Below are 14,487 nucleotides of genomic sequence, written 5' to 3' on the forward strand. Positions count from 1 at the left end.
CTACTCAGTGCGAGAGGGCCGGCACCTGGCCCTCGGGGCGGTTGACGTCAACATCAACCCCCACCAGGACCGGCCGGTCCAGCGAGATCGTTCGCGCGGGTGCCGTGCGAACACCTAAGGAGCCCACCGTGACTGCTACACGCTCCGTTTCCGCTTCCGCGAAGCACACGGCCCCTACCTCCGAGAAAGCCGCGAAAACCACGTTCGTCGTCGACACTTCCGTCCTGCTGTCCGATCCCTGGGCCGTGACCCGGTTCGGTGAACACAGGGTGGTCCTACCTCTGGTCGTGATCAGTGAGTTGGAGGCAAAACGTCACCACCACGAGCTCGGTTGGTTCGCCCGCGAAGCGCTGCGCATGCTCGACGACCTGCGGGTCAAGCACGGCAGGCTCGATCAGGCGCTGCCGATCGGCACCGAAGGCGGCACCCTGCAGGTCGAGCTCAACCACACCGATTCCTCGGTACTGCCCGCCGGATTCCGTTCCGACACCAACGATTCCCGCATTCTGGCCTGCGCGCTGAACTTCTCGGCCGAGGGCGCGGATGTGGTGTTGGTGTCCAAGGACATTCCGCTGCGGGTGAAGGCCAGCGCGGTCGGTTTGGCCGCGGACGAATACCACGCGCAGGACGTGGTGACGTCGGGCTGGAGCGGCATGGTCGAACTCGACGTGACCGGCTCGCAGATCGACCAGCTCTACACCGATTCGGTGATCGACCTGGATCAGGCACGAGAGTTGCCGTGCCACACCGGCGTTCGCCTGCTGGGCAGCAGCTCCAGCGCACTGGGTCGGGTCACCGCCGACAAGCGGATCCAATTGGTGCGCGAGCGTGAGGCTTTCGGGTTGCACGGGCGTTCGGCCGAACAGCGGATCGCGTTGGACCTGCTGCTGGACGAGAGCATCGGCATCGTGTCGATGGGTGGGCGCGCGGGTACCGGAAAGTCGGCGCTGGCGTTGACCGCGGGGCTCGAGGCGGTGCTGGAACGGCGCACCCAGCGCAAGGTGGTCGTGTTCCGGCCGCTGTACGCGGTGGGCGGGCAGGAGCTGGGCTATCTGCCGGGTTCGGAGAGCGAGAAGATGGGCCCGTGGGCTCAGGCTGTCTTCGACACGCTCGACGGGCTGGCCAGCCGTGAGGTGCTCGAGGAGGTGCTCAGTCGCGACATGCTCGAAGTGTTGCCGCTGACCCACATTCGCGGGCGGTCGCTGCACGATTCGTTCGTGATCGTGGACGAGGCGCAGTCGCTGGAACGCAACGTGTTGCTCACCGTGTTGAGCCGCCTTGGCACGGGGTCGCGGGTGGTGCTCACCCACGACGTCGCCCAGCGCGACAACCTGCGCGTGGGCAGGCACGACGGGGTGGCCGCGGTGATCGAAAAGCTCAAGGGCCACCCGCTTTTCGCGCATATCACCCTCACCCGCAGCGAGCGTTCGCCGATCGCGGCGCTGGTTACCGAGATGCTCGAGGAGTACGGTCCGAACGCGTAGATCAGCCGGCAATCGGGCCGCGTCAAGGCCCGAATCCGTTTGATTACCGCAAACAGTGGGTATTATCCGCGACGACACCAATCCAGCAACGGCTCGGCGAACATCGTTTTGCCGGGCCGTTGCGGATGTCGGCCAGGCTCCATGTCGGGGGTACGCCCCCGGGGGCCACTCGCGAGAGGATGGATATGAACCACTTCGCTCGACGTACTGCTGCCGGGAGCGCCGCGGTCCTGGCTGCGGCGGGTCTGCTGTTCGCTGCCGGCTGCAGCGAGGAGAACAAGGACAAGGCCAAGGACGCCGTCGCCTCGGTGACGTCGGCGGTGGGTGCACCGGGTGGCAGCGCCACCACGGAGCCCGGTGGCATGACCACCACCCCGGGTTCGGAAACCACCTCCGGTTCGGAAACCACGTCCGGTTCGGCCACCACCAGCGGGGCGGCCGGTGAGTCGACCACGGTCTCCACTCCCAACGGCGACATCGCGATCTCCGGCGAGGTCTACAAGAAGTACAAGGCGGCAGGCGGCGCGAGCAGCCCGCTCGGCGCTCCCGAGGAAGCCCAGGAGTCCGGCCCCGACGGCGGCGAGTACCAGGACTTCACCGGCGGCACCATCTACTGGAGCAAGGACTCCGGCGCCCACATCGTCTGGGGCGCCATCCGCGAGGCGTGGGAGGAGAACGGCGGCGCCAACGGCACGCTGGGCTACCCGACCAGCGACGAGAAGGACATCACCGGCGGCAAGCAGAGCGACTTCACCGGTGGCACCATCACCTGGGTCAACGGCGTCACCACCGTGACACCCAAGTAGCAGCCGTACCTGCGCGCGGGGGCCCGGTTACCCCGTAGGTCCCCGCGCTCGCGGCCCAGGTACTAGGTTGTCTGGGTGCAGAAAACTTTGACCGATCGTGAGTTGCTGGATTCGCTGGCCGACGTGGTGGAAACCAACCTGCGTCGGCACATCGAGGTAGCCGACGCCTGGCAGCCGCACGAGCAGGTGCCGTGGTCGGACGGGCGCAACTTCGCCTTCCTGGGCGGCGAGGACTGGACCCCTGAGCAGTCCGAGCTCAGCGACACCGCGCGGCTGGCGCTGACCGTGAGCGTGCTGGTCGCGGACAATCTGCCGTCCTACCACCGTGAGCTCGGCAAGCACCTGCGCACCGGTTCCTGGTGGCGCTGGGTCGGCCGGTGGACCGCCGAGGAGAACCGCCACGAGATCATGATCCGCAACTACCTCATGCTCACGCGTGCGGTGGACCCGGTCGCGCTCGAGCGGGCCCGGATGCAGCACATGACCGACGGGTTCAACCGTCCCGCCATGCACCTGATCGACGTGCTGGCCACCTGCGCGTTCGAAGAGCTCGCGGCCGCGGTTCGGCATCGCAACACCGCCGCGCTGGGCGAGAACCCGACCGTCACCGCGATGGCGGAGAAGCTGGCCGCCGACGACGAGCTGCAGGCGGAGTTCTTCGCCGCGCTCGTGGGCGAGGCACTGGATCTGGTTCCCGATCAGGCCGTGCGGGCCATCGCCGACCGGATCGCGGATTTCCGGGTGCCGCACGTGGATCTGCCCGGTGGCGGTTCCAGTGACGAGGCGCTGGCCGCCGCGGGCATCTACGATCGCGCGAACGAGGCCGAGCTGGTGTTCAAGCCGCTGCTGCAGCGCTGGAACATCTTCTCCCGCACCGATTTCAGTGAAGAGGGCGAGAAGACCCGCGCGGAACTCGCGCACCTGGCCTGATATTCGACCCGTGAACGGCCGTCACCTTCGAAAGAGGTGGCGGCCGTTGCGCGTTCAGCGGTCGACGTCGGCCATGGCCAGCACGTCGAGCTTGGCGTCGAGTTCCTCGAGGGAGAGCTTGCTGGGCACCAGGCCGCGATCGATGACGGTCTGCCGGATCGTCTTCTTTTCGCGCAGAGCTTGTTTGGCGACGGCGGCGGCTTCCTCGTAGCCGATCGCGGAGTTGAGCGGGGTGACGATCGACGGTGACGATTCCGCGAGGGTGCGCAGGTGGTCCTCGTTGGCGACCAAGCCGCTGATGCATTTGTCGGCGAACAGTCGAGAAACGTTGGCCAGCAGGCGAATCGACTCCAGCAGGTTGCGGGCCATCACGGGGATGTAGACGTTGAGTTCGAACGCGCCACTCGCGCCGCCGAACGCGATCGCGGCGTCATTGCCGACTACCTGCACCGCCACCTGCGTAACTGCTTCGGGCAGAACGGGATTCACCTTGCCGGGCATGATCGAGCTGCCCGGCTGCAAGTCCGGCAGCTGCAGTTCGCCCAGGCCCGTCAGCGGGCCCGAGCCCATCCAGCGGATGTCGTTGGCGATCTTGGTCAGGCTCACCGCGATGGTGCGCAGCGCACCGGAGGCTTCGACGAGACCGTCGCGCGCGGCCTGTGCTTCGAAGTGATCGCGGGCTTCCCTCAAAGCATCAATTCCGGTGGTGCGCACCAGTTCTGCCACGACCTTCGCGCCGAATCCGGCGGGTGCGTTCATGCCGGTACCCACCGCCGTGCCGCCGATCGGCAGCTCGCCCAGCCGTGGCAGCGTGGCCAGCGCGCGTTCGATGCCCGCGGTGATCTGGCGGGTGTAGCCGCCGAACTCCTGACCCAGCGTCACCGGCACCGCGTCCATCAGGTGGGTGCGTCCGGACTTCACCACGGTGCGCCACTGCTGCGACTTGTCCTGTAGGGCCAGGCGCAGATGCTCGAGGGCGGGAACGAGTTCGGTGATCACGGCCTCGGTGGCGGCCAGATGCGTCGCGGTGGGGAAGGTGTCGTTGGACGACTGCGACATGTTCACGTCGTCGTTGGGGTGCACGGTCACGCCGTTGCGGGCGGCGATCGACGCGATCACCTCGTTGGCGTTCATGTTGGAGCTGGTGCCCGAGCCGGTCTGGAACACGTCGATGGGGAACTGGTCGTCGTGGCGGCCGTCGGCGATCTCACCGGCCGCGGCGATGATCGCGTCGGCCTTCACCGGGTCGAGCAGGCCCAGATCCCTGTTGACCTGCGCGCACGCGGCTTTCAGCAAGCCCAGCGCACGGATCTGCGCGCGTTCGAGGCCGCGTCCGCTGATCGGGAAGTTGTCCACCGCGCGTTGCGTCTGCGCCCGCCACAGGGCGTCGACAGGGACGCGAACCTCCCCCATGGTGTCGTGCTCGATCCGGTACTGCCCGTCGTCGTCAGCCATAGTTCGACACTAGGACGAGATCGCCGCCGATGGGGGGCCACACACCCGCGCGAAATCCCACAGCCGCGCGAGGAATATTCAGTCCGAGTCCTCCGGCCAGACCGCGCGCACCTCGTTGACGTAATCGGCGGCCTGCTTGCGTCCACATTCCGCGGAGTCGTGCACGCGCGTGGGGTCGAGTTCATTGGGCCCGATTGCCTTGCGGCACAACTCATCCGGGTTGATCACCGTGACCTTCGCCGATCCCAGGTGCTCGAGCTGGTTGGAGATCCGGCCGCTGCGGCGACCGGACAACACGTTGGACGCCAGGCCCACGATGCGGTCGTAGCCTTTCGCCAGATCCAGATTCATCGGCGAACGGACCCCGCCGTCGATGTAGGTGTGGCCGCCGACCGACGCGGCGGGCCACGCGAACGGGATCGCGCAACTGGCGTTGACCGCCTCGGCCAGGGTCACGTGGCTGTCGCGGTCGAAAACCTTCAGCTTCCCGGTGTGGGCGTCGACCGCGGTGATCCATAGCGGGCGCTTGGGCCAATTGCGTTCGGGCAGGCGCGAAGACACCGCGGCCAATCGCAGCACCGGGTCGATCTTCGACGTGCCGCGGGAGGCGCGCGCGACCCGGCGCGCGGCACTGGTGTCGCTGCGGGCGGTGCGCGCCAGCAGCGCCCACCGTGCCACCTGACGCACCGAGAGACGGTTGGGAATCTCGGCGAACAGCGGCCCCAGTTGCCGTTTGTAGAGCTCTTCGGTCGACAGCTTGCTGCGAATTTGCGCGCCGACGACCGCGCCCGCGGACGTGCCGATCACCAGATCGGCCGACCGCAGGTCGATCCCGGCATCGGCCAGACCGGCGATCATGCCGATCTGCCAGCCGAGACCGGCGATGCCACCGTTGCCGAGGACCAGGGCGGTGCTGGGCGTTGCCATAGTTCGACTATAGGGACGCCCAGCCCCGGATCACGGTAGCGGCGGGTTCGCGCTGTCGTCGCCGTCGAAGTCGACCGAGGAGTACTCGCGCAGCTTGGTCAGACGGTGGTACGCGTCGATCATGCGCACGGTGCCCGACTTGGACCGCATCACGATCGACTGGGTCGACGCGCCGCCGGCGTAGTAGCGCACGCCGCGCAGCAGGTCGCCGTCGGTGACGCCGGTGGCGCAGAAGAACACGTTGTCGCCGGAGACCAGGTCGGTGGTCGACAGCACACGGTCCAGATCGTGGCCGGCGTCGATCGCCTTCTGGCGCTCTTCGTCGTCCTTGGGGGCGAGCATGCCCTGCAGTTCGCCGCCCAGACAGCGCAGCGCGGCGGCGGCGATGATGCCCTCGGGGGTGCCGCCGATGCCGACCAGGATGTCCACGCCGGACTCCGGACGCGCGGCGGCGATGGCGCCGGCGACGTCACCGTCGGAGATCAGGCGGATGCGGGCACCGGCGTCGCGGGCCTGCTGGATGAGGTCGTCGTGGCGCGGACGGTCCAGGATGCACACGGTCAGATCCGACACCGACAGGCGCTTGGCCTTGGCGACGCGGCGGATGTTCTCGCCGATCGGGGCGGTGATGTCGATCGAGCCGGCGGCGTCGGGGCCCACGGCGATCTTGTGCATGTAGAACACCGCGGACGGGTCGAACATGGCGCCGCGCTCGGCGACCGCGAGCACGGAGATCGCGCCGGGGGAGCCCTTGGACATCAGGGTGGTGCCGTCGACCGGGTCGACCGCGAAGTCGACCTCGGGGCCGGTGCCGTCGCCGACGAGTTCGCCGTTGTACAGCATCGGCGCTTCGTCTTTCTCGCCTTCGCCGATGACGACGATGCCCTTCATCGACACCGAGCTCACGAGCTGGCGCATGGCGTCGACAGCCGCGCCGTCGCCACCTTCCTTGTCGCCACGGCCGACCCAACGGCCACTCGCCATCGCACCTGCCTCGGTGACGCGGACCAGCTCGAGTGCGAGGTTGCGATCGGGTGCCTCGCGGCGGCTGGGGGCGGGCGAAGATGCCGTCATTGCGGAGTGCCTCCTTGGCGTTGGTGATACCGGGGCAATTGTCGCATTACGAACCGGCACGCCCGTGCACGACCTCCGCGCGATGCCCCCTGGGCGGGCAGGCGCGGGCTCGAGTGGATACTGATAGCCGTGTCCCAGAAGAAGCACCGCATTTTCAACGACTATCGCGATCTGTTCTGGTCGTTGGTCCCGTTGGTGCTGGCCGCGGTCGTGCTGGCAGGGGTCGCCAGCCAGTGCACGGTGGCCACGAACGGGCCGACCCAAGGTCAGATCCCGCATTTCGACGCCGATGCCGCGTTGAAGTCCGATGCGAAGTCGCTGCCGTTCCCGATCCGCAACCCGGTGTTGCCGCAGGGGTGGCAGTCCAACTCGGGCAGTCGCGACACCATCGCGGCCGCGGGTGGCGGTCCGGTGAGCACCGTCGGGTACATCACCCCGCAGGGCACCTACATGCGGTTCTCGCAGAGCAGCGCGTCCGAGGAGGCGTTGTCACGGCAGGAACTGGGGTCGCGGTATCCGACCGGGGCCACCGACGTGGCCGGTCAGAAATGGGTGGTCTACTCCGAGCCGACCGAGGAAACCGCGTGGATCGCGGACCTGGGCGGGGTGCGGATCCTGATCACCGGCGCGGGCAATGAGGCCGCGTTCACGACCTTGGCCACCGCGATCACCGCGGCGCCGCCGCTGTCGAAGTGAGTTGATCAGCGCACGATCAAGCTGGGTGTGAACGTCTGATTCGGTGGTCTTTCGCCGCTGGTCAGTGCGGCTACCAGCATCCGAACCGCGGCGGCCGCCTGCTGTTCGCGGTGGGTGTCGATGGCCGTCAGTGGCGGGTCGTTGTCGCGGGCGATGCTGCCTTCGGAGGTGATCAGGCGCAGGTCGGTGCCGATGGTTCGGCCGAGTTCGCGCGCGGCGGTGACGCATCCCGCGGCCACGGAATCCAGGGGCGCGTAGATGGCATCGACATCGGGGTGGTCGGTCAGCAGTCGGACGCAAGCGCGGTGGGCGAGTCTGGTGCGACCGCCTTTTTCGGTGAAGTCGACTGTTTCGATGATGGGGGTTTTGTGCGCGGCGGGGCACCAGTTCTCGTAGGCGGTTCTGGTGGCGGCGGCGTTCTGTCGGCCGCTGTTGTCCACCAGCAGTGCTGGTTGTCGCGCGCCGGTGGTGAGGAAGTGGGTCATGGCCAGGTCGACGGCGGCGTCGCGGTCCAGGGCGACCGAGCTGGCCGGGCCGGGGGCGTGGCCGCCGATGGTGACCACCGCCAGGCCGCGGGCGGTGGCCGCTTCGACGATGCCGTCGACGGGGTCGGGGTCGATGAGCAGCACGCCGTCGGCGGCGAGGTCGTGGACCTGGTCTTGGTCGCCCAGTGGCGGGACCAGGACCAGGGCGTAGCCGTGGCGGAATGATTCGTTGGCTGCGGCAAGGGCGGTGCGGGTGTACCAGTCCAGGCGGGATTCCTGGTCGTCGACCTGGTCGGCGACCATGGAGGTGACCAGGCCGATCATCATGGTGCGGCCGGTGCGCAGGGCTCTGGCTTCCCGGTTGATCCGGTAGCCGAGTTCGGTGGCGGTGGCCAGGATGCGGGCGCGGGTGCTGTCTTCCATGCGGCCCTTGCCCGCCAGCGCCAGGGAGACCGCGGACGGTGAGACACCGGCGGCGGCCGCGATGTCGCGCATGGTCGGCCTCGGTGGCACACGCACCTCCTTCGTGGTCATCAGGTTACCGAGGGATCGGCGAAGCGCAGCGCGACGACCCGTTCGACAGCTCCGACCAGGGTGTAGAGCACGATCGACGCCGCGGCGACGACCGCGATCGAGGCCCACAGTTGTGGATAGTCGTACCGGGGAATGGCTTTGAGCATCGACGAGCCCAATCCTTCGCCGGTACCGAGCCATTCGGCGATCAGAGCACCGATCAGCGCGCCGGGCACCGAGATTCGGATCGCCGCGAACAGTGACGGCAATGCGGCCGGCAAGGCGACCATGCGCAATGCCTTGGCTTCGCTGCCGCCGTACGCGCGGATCAGGTCCATGCTCTGCTGTGGGGCGGCGCGTAGACCGGCCACGATGGTGACGAAGGCGGGGAAGAACACGACCAGTGCGCCGGTGATCGCGACCATGGTCATGCCGCGCCCGAACGTGGCAACCAGGATCGGGGCGAGGGTGACCAGCGGGATCGAGCGCAGCAGGGTGGCGACCGGGACGGCGCTGCGTTCGAATTCGCGCGACAGCAGTGCCAGTGCGGCACCGCTCAGGGCCAGGCTCAGGCCGACGACGAAGCCCAGGCCCGCGTCGCGCAGGGTGATGGTGAGGCCGTCGATGATCTGGGCGCGGTGGGCGGGTTTGCCGTCGAACAGGTAGGTCCACACGTCCATCGGGGTTTGGCCGATGCGTGGGCCGATCTGGGGGAAGGCGGCGAGGAAGCCGAACCACACGGCCAATACCAGCATTGTCGCCAGGGCTACCGAGCCCAGAAATGCCAAGACGCTCTTCATGATTCACCCTCCGGTGCGGTGATGGCGCCCGGTCCATACAGTCGGGACTGGACCAACTTGCCCGCCAGCGAGGCGGCGAAATACCCTGCGCCGGCGAGTAATCCGGCCGCCAATGCCATGCCCCAGGTGCGTGGTAGGTCGTAGGAGGACTGGGCGGCGGTGAGTGCCACGCCGACGCCGCTGTCCACGCCGCCGAGGTATTCGCCGAGGATCGCACCGAGAACCGCTGCGGGGGCGGCGATTTGGAGTGCTGCGGTGGTCGACGGGAGGGCGGCGGGGATCTGGACTCGTCGGAGGCGGTGCCAGCCGTTGCCGCCGTAGGCGTTGACCAGGTCGATGCTGGTGCGGTTGGCGGATTTGAGGCCGGTCAGGGTGCCGATCATGGAGGTGAAGAACACCGAGACCGCGGCCAGGAACACCGTCGGCGTGCGCCCGCCGAACACCACGAGCACGATCGGGCCCAGCGCCAGCAGCGGGACGCAGTAGCTGATCACCGCCAGTTGGGCGGCCAGTGGTTCGGTGCGGGGGAACACGGCCACGGCCAGGGCGACCGCGATGGCGGCGATATTGCCGAACACGAAGCCCTGGAAGGCGCCCCAGGCGGTGATCGACAGGTTGGGGCTGTAGAGGGCGAATCCGTCGCTGACCACCGACGATACGACGGCCCACGGGGTGGGTACGGTCTTGGTGCTGAGCCCGGCGATCGCCCACAGCAGCAGCAATACCGCCGGGCCACGCAGTCTGTTCATGCCGGCCGCCGTTCGCCGAACAGCAGGCCCGACAGGTGATCGTGCAGCGCGTGGAACTCGGGGGTGCGCATCATCTCGGGTGCGCGCGGGCGCGGCAGGTCGATGTCGACCAGTTCGATCACCCGGCCCGGTCGCGGCGACATCACCGCGACGGTGTCGGACAGGAACACCGCCTCGCCGATGCCGTGCGTGACCATCAGGGTGGTGGCGGGCTTCTCGGTCCAGATCCGCAACAGTTCCATGTTCAACCGCTGCCGGGTCATGTCGTCCAGTGCGCCGAACGGCTCGTCCAGCAGCAGCACCGACGGCTTCACCACCAGCGCGCGGGCGATCGAAACCCGTTGTCGCATACCGCCGGACAGCTGTGCGGGTTTGGCGGACTCGAAGCCGGTGAGGCCGACGAGTTCGATCAGCCCGTCGATCACCGACTGGTCGATCGGCAGACCCGCCACCTGCAGGGGCAACGCGATATTGGATCGCACACTGCGCCAAGGCAACAGCGCGGAGTCCTGGAAGGCGATGCCCAGTTCGTGTTCGGTGCGCAGCTGTTCGGGGGTGCGGCCGTTCACCAGCGCCGAACCCGAGGTCGGGGTGTCCAGTCCGGCCAGGATGCGCAGGATCGTGGACTTGCCGCACCCGGACGGTCCGAGCAGGGACAGGAACTCGCCCTGCTTGCTGCTCAGATCCACCTCGGAAAGCGCTTCGACTTTGCGCTTGCCCGCGGTGAATGTCTTTGTCAGGCCTTTGATTTCGATACCACTCATCGCAGGCCCTGGTTCTCGGCGTACAGCTCGGTCAGCACCGAGGCGTCGAACAGTTGGGCGGCGGTGACCTTCGAACCGGTGCGGCCCAGTGCGGTCACCGTGTCGGAGATCAGGGTCGGTGACAGGGTGAGCAGTCCGTCGCGGCGGGTGTCGGGGGTTTGGATCAGCGGCAACGTGGCATCCAGCAGGGCCCGCTGCTGTGCGGTGTCGAGCTTCTGATCGACGCCGTACTTCTGCACGGCCAAGGCGACACCGCGGTCGGGGTCGGCCAGCGCGTCCTTCCAGCCCTTGATCTCGGCGGTGAGGAACGACTTGCACTTGGCGCGGTCCTCGGTCAGCGACTTCTCCGACACGACGAAAACCTGTGCGCACATGCGCAATCCGAAGTCGCCGTACAGGAAGGAGGTGGTGGCGAAACCCTTGGCGCGCAACGCGACCGGTTCATTGGTGGTGAACCCAGACCACGCGTCGACCTCGCCGTTGACCAGCGGCGACGGATCGAACTGCACCGGAATGACTTTCACCGACGACGGGTCGACGCCATTGGCGGTCAGCAGCGCTTCGAAGGTCGGCAGGTTGTGATCCGCGACGCCAACTCGCTTGCCTACCAGATCTTTCGGCGTGCGCAACGGCTTGGATTCCGGCGAGGTGATGCAGGCCGGACTGGTGGACAGGGTCGCGCCGATGATGCGCACGGGCACCCCGCGTTCGATCGCGGCGGCCACCTTCTGCGGGGTGGAGGTGCCGATCCAGACCTTGCCGGTGTCGATCCCGGCCTCGGTGCTGGTACCGGCCGCGCCACCGGCGAGCAGGTCCACGGTCAGCCCGGCGTCGCGGTAGTGACCGTTCTCGATGGCGAGGTATTCACCGGCGAACTGGACGTTCTTGATCCAACCCAATTGCATCGCAATCGAATTGCCGGTCTGAGTGGAGTGGGAGGCGGCGGGGGAACAGGCGGCCAGGCCCGCGGCGGCACCGGCGTATCCGGTCAGTCGCAGGGCATGTCGACGGGAGAGTTGCATGGTGGGGCGCCTTTCTCAGTTGCTCAGTCGGTAGGACCAGCCGCTGTTGGGCAGCGCGGTCGAAGTGGAAACAGTGTCGGTGGACACGACGTCGTCGGCCTTGCCCTGAGCCAGCAGGCCATAGGGGTCGAATTCGCGTTTGAACGCCGCCTCTTTGGGCCCCCACGGCTTCATGCCGCTGGCGGCGAGCACGGGGGTGTGGGTATTGGCGATGAACAGGCCGGCCTGCTGCAATTGGGAGGTGATGTCGGCCAGTTGTTCCTGGCTTTCGAATTCGAAAACCGGCGAGCCCTGGCAGGAAAGCCCACCGTCGATGCGCTTCATTTCCAGATGCAGCGGGCCGAGTTCGCCGAAATCACGGTGAATGCGCATGATCGCCTCGTACAGGTCTTCTTGCGGATACAGCGCGAGTAGGCCGATGAGTTTCTTGTTGCGGCGCTGGTAATGCATCATCGAATGCCCCCAGGTGAATTCGTACAGCGGAGCGCCGTAGGTGCCCTTGCCTTCGAGGCAGCGGTAGCGGATCTGGCCGCCGTTGGCGTGCACGAGATCCTCGACATTGGGCACCGACTGCACCGCCGCCATCAGCAGCACCATCGCCTCGCCGTCGGGAACCAGGCCGTCCAGGTCGGGAAAGTACTGCGGCAGGGGATGCGCGTGCGGGGAAACGACCTTCTTCAGCACGCCGTCGCTGTTGCAGATATCGACCGAAAAGCGCGCAGCCTGCGCGAATTCCGGGAACGAGATCACCAGCTCATGCCATTCCCAGGCAGGCGACACCGGCAGTTCGACCTCGGTGATGATGCCGTTGGCACCATAGGCGTGGTGCACGGTGTTCACGTCGCGGCCGCGCAATTCGATCAGGCGCGGATGTTCTTCCACCGTCATGACTTCCAGCGCGGTGATATTGCCGGTGTCGCGCAGAATTCCCCACTGGCAGCTGCCGATTCCGGCGTGCCCGCCCGCGATATAGCCGCCGATAGTGGCCTGCTGTGACGTGGACGGGTGCATGCGCAATTCCCAGCCCGACGGGCGGATCGCGGCGTCGATATCGGACACGACCGTGCCGGTGAGCGCGCGTACGGTGCGCGGGACCTGCCTGCCGCGATCGCCGTGCCAGCCGATCACGCCGGTCAGGGCGGTCACGTCGATCACCGCGCCGCCGCTGAGCGGCACACCCTGCCCGAACTGCCCCGAACCCGCGCCACGCACGGTGATCGGGATGCGGTTGCGCGCGCACGCCGCCACGGCGGTACGCAGTTCCTCCTTGTCGCGCGGGGCGATGAAGATCTCGGCATTGCGGCCGCGCAACAGGTCTCGCAGCACCGGGCTCTGCGCGAAGCGGTCGCGGCTCTTGCTGCGCAGCTTGCGGGCGTCGGTGGAGTGATCGATGGGGCCGAGATCGGTCCGCAGCTGGGTCAGGGCTTCGATAGGTGACATCGGTAGGGCTCCAAGGTGTTTCGGGAGGTTGCCGGGGGAATCCGGCATCGAGGAATGGGTCAGAGCAGTGCGCGCAAAGCGGCGACACGCTCGTGGACCGCGCCGGGCGCGGTCGGTTCGAAAGGTCCGGTGGACACGCTGCGTCCGGCCACGCGTACGTCGGTGATGTTGGCTGCTGACAGCGCAAGAACAGTGTGCGCGTACAGGTCTGGTGACACCGGGCCCGCGCTGGGGCGTTCGGGATCCAGGACGATGAAGTCGGCGAACTTGCCCGGCTCCAGGCTGCCGACCCGGTCCTGCACGCCGAGTACTTCGGCGCTGCCCAGGGTGTGCATGCGCAGGATTTCGCGGCTGGACAGCACGGTCGCGTCCTTGGCGGCGGCGCGCAGCAGGTACAGCCCGGTGCGCATGTTCTGGAACGGGTCGGCCACATCGGCGCTGGCCTGCCCGTCCACGCCCAGGCCCACCCGCACGCCCGCGGCGCGGTACCCGAGGATGTCGGGGATACCGGAGCCGAGTCGGCCGTTGGACAGCGGATTCCAGGCCATGGCCGCGCCGCGCTCGCCTGCCTGCGCCACGATCTCGGGAGTGGTGTGGATGAAATGCGCGAAAACTGTGTCAGGGCCGACACTTCCGGTGCGCAGCAACTGCGCGAACTCGGCTTGCTGATGTTCGGTGACGCCGGGGTCCTCGAGGTAGTGCAGGTGCTTGCCGATGCCGTACTCGGTGAGCAACTCGACCTCGGCGCGCATGTCCGGCTCGTCCAGCGGCCAGGTGGTGTTGTACGAGCGGCCGAGAATGCGCGGATCGTCGACGTCGGCGGTGGCCTTCTGGAAACGCTCGATCCCGGCCCGGCGTTCGGCGGCGGAATCGAAGCGAGAAGGGCTGTGCGAGTAGACCGTTCGCTGCGGAAGATCCAGCGCCGCCCGCCACTGACCTTCCTCGCCCGCGCCGAAACTGTGCGTGTGATTGCACACGGTGGTGATGCCGTGGCGCAGCAGGTCGCGGCCGCCGTGCACGGTGAATTCGTACATGTCCGACTCGGTGAGCAGCGGACCGTACTTCAGGTGCAGCTGATCGATCCACCCGTAGGTGGAGCAGCCATCGGCCAGCCCGCGGAACACCGACTGCCACAGGTGACTGTGCGCCGACACGAAGCCCGGCAGGACCAGTTTGCCCGCCAGATCCACCACGGTGGCATCGGCCGGAATACGCGGCGAACCAGGTCCGGTCGCGGTGATGATGCCGTTCTCTACGGCAAGGAATCCCCGGTAGGGGGCGGAGCCGTCGTGCACTGGCACGAACAGTCCGTCGACGAAAATCTCCACGGCGTACGCCTTCC

At 67.5% G+C, this 14,487-nt stretch carries 14 protein-coding genes; 4 read left to right on the forward strand and 10 right to left on the reverse strand.

The features are described 5' to 3' along the window. Positions 1 to 128 precede the first annotated feature (128 nt). The 3 genes from ACFWVD_RS01610 to ACFWVD_RS01620 all read left to right on the forward strand — a co-directional run bounded on the left by ACFWVD_RS01610 (position 129) and on the right by ACFWVD_RS01620 (position 3,220). A complete protein-coding gene (locus ACFWVD_RS01610; RefSeq protein ID WP_379239973.1) occupies positions 129 to 1,484 on the forward strand; it encodes a PhoH family protein in 1,356 nt (451 codons plus the stop codon). A gap of 185 nt (positions 1,485 to 1,669) precedes the next feature. Beyond that, positions 1,670 to 2,290 (forward strand): LGFP repeat-containing protein, encoded by a 621-nt coding sequence (locus ACFWVD_RS01615; RefSeq protein ID WP_379239974.1) that lies wholly within the window; start codon positions 1,670 to 1,672, stop codon positions 2,288 to 2,290. A gap of 75 nt (positions 2,291 to 2,365) precedes the next feature. Beyond that, positions 2,366 to 3,220 (forward strand): acyl-ACP desaturase, encoded by an 855-nt coding sequence (locus tag ACFWVD_RS01620; RefSeq protein WP_379239975.1) that lies wholly within the window; start codon positions 2,366 to 2,368, stop codon positions 3,218 to 3,220. 54 nt (positions 3,221 to 3,274) lie between these two features. Here the strand turns inward: ACFWVD_RS01620 and ACFWVD_RS01625 are convergent, their stop codons facing one another. The 3 genes from ACFWVD_RS01625 to glpX form a co-directional block, all read right to left on the reverse strand. Beyond that, positions 3,275 to 4,675 (reverse strand): class II fumarate hydratase, encoded by a 1,401-nt coding sequence (locus ACFWVD_RS01625; protein WP_379239976.1) that lies wholly within the window; start codon positions 4,673 to 4,675, stop codon positions 3,275 to 3,277. 78 nt (positions 4,676 to 4,753) lie between these two features. Next, positions 4,754 to 5,602: a patatin-like phospholipase family protein gene (locus ACFWVD_RS01630; protein ID WP_379239977.1), complete on the reverse strand. Its 849-nt coding sequence runs from the start codon at positions 5,600 to 5,602 to the stop codon at positions 4,754 to 4,756. 30 nt (positions 5,603 to 5,632) lie between these two features. Continuing rightward, entirely contained in the window at positions 5,633 to 6,676 is a 1,044-nt protein-coding gene (glpX, locus tag ACFWVD_RS01635; protein WP_379239978.1) for a class II fructose-bisphosphatase, read from the reverse strand. Positions 6,677 to 6,805: 129 nt separating this feature from the next. Here glpX and ACFWVD_RS01640 point away from each other — a divergent pair, with 129 nt between their 5' ends. Continuing rightward, entirely contained in the window at positions 6,806 to 7,372 is a 567-nt protein-coding gene (locus tag ACFWVD_RS01640; RefSeq protein WP_379239979.1) for a DUF4245 domain-containing protein, read from the forward strand. A gap of 5 nt (positions 7,373 to 7,377) precedes the next feature. Here the strand turns inward: ACFWVD_RS01640 and ACFWVD_RS01645 are convergent, their stop codons facing one another. The 7 genes from ACFWVD_RS01645 to ACFWVD_RS01675 are packed head-to-tail and all read right to left on the reverse strand — an operon-like array spanning position 7,378 to position 14,473. Beyond that, entirely contained in the window at positions 7,378 to 8,391 is a 1,014-nt protein-coding gene (locus tag ACFWVD_RS01645; protein WP_379239980.1) for a LacI family DNA-binding transcriptional regulator, read from the reverse strand. Next, positions 8,391 to 9,170 (reverse strand): ABC transporter permease, encoded by a 780-nt coding sequence (locus tag ACFWVD_RS01650; RefSeq protein WP_379239981.1) that lies wholly within the window; start codon positions 9,168 to 9,170, stop codon positions 8,391 to 8,393. The genes ACFWVD_RS01645 and ACFWVD_RS01650 overlap by 1 nt, the downstream gene beginning before the upstream one ends. Beyond that, a complete protein-coding gene (locus tag ACFWVD_RS01655) occupies positions 9,167 to 9,919 on the reverse strand; it encodes an ABC transporter permease (RefSeq protein ID WP_379239982.1) in 753 nt (250 codons plus the stop codon). Before ACFWVD_RS01655 ends, ACFWVD_RS01650 begins: the two co-directional genes overlap by 4 nt. Then, positions 9,916 to 10,683, reverse strand: coding sequence for an ABC transporter ATP-binding protein (locus tag ACFWVD_RS01660; protein WP_379239983.1), 768 nt, complete (start codon positions 10,681 to 10,683; stop codon positions 9,916 to 9,918). Before ACFWVD_RS01660 ends, ACFWVD_RS01655 begins: the two co-directional genes overlap by 4 nt. Then, a complete protein-coding gene (locus ACFWVD_RS01665; protein WP_379239984.1) occupies positions 10,680 to 11,705 on the reverse strand; it encodes an ABC transporter substrate-binding protein in 1,026 nt (341 codons plus the stop codon). Before ACFWVD_RS01665 ends, ACFWVD_RS01660 begins: the two co-directional genes overlap by 4 nt. A gap of 15 nt (positions 11,706 to 11,720) precedes the next feature. After that, positions 11,721 to 13,145 carry an FAD-binding oxidoreductase gene (locus ACFWVD_RS01670; protein WP_379239985.1) on the reverse strand — a complete coding sequence of 475 codons (1,425 nt, stop codon included), beginning with the start codon at positions 13,143 to 13,145 and terminating at the stop codon, positions 11,721 to 11,723. A gap of 59 nt (positions 13,146 to 13,204) precedes the next feature. Continuing rightward, positions 13,205 to 14,473 carry an amidohydrolase family protein gene (locus ACFWVD_RS01675; protein ID WP_379239986.1) on the reverse strand — a complete coding sequence of 423 codons (1,269 nt, stop codon included), beginning with the start codon at positions 14,471 to 14,473 and terminating at the stop codon, positions 13,205 to 13,207. Positions 14,474 to 14,487: the final 14 nt, after the last annotated feature.

This window comes from Nocardia sp. NPDC058666 (genome assembly GCF_042714895.1).
Taxonomy (GTDB): Bacteria; Actinomycetota; Actinomycetes; order Mycobacteriales; family Mycobacteriaceae; genus Nocardia.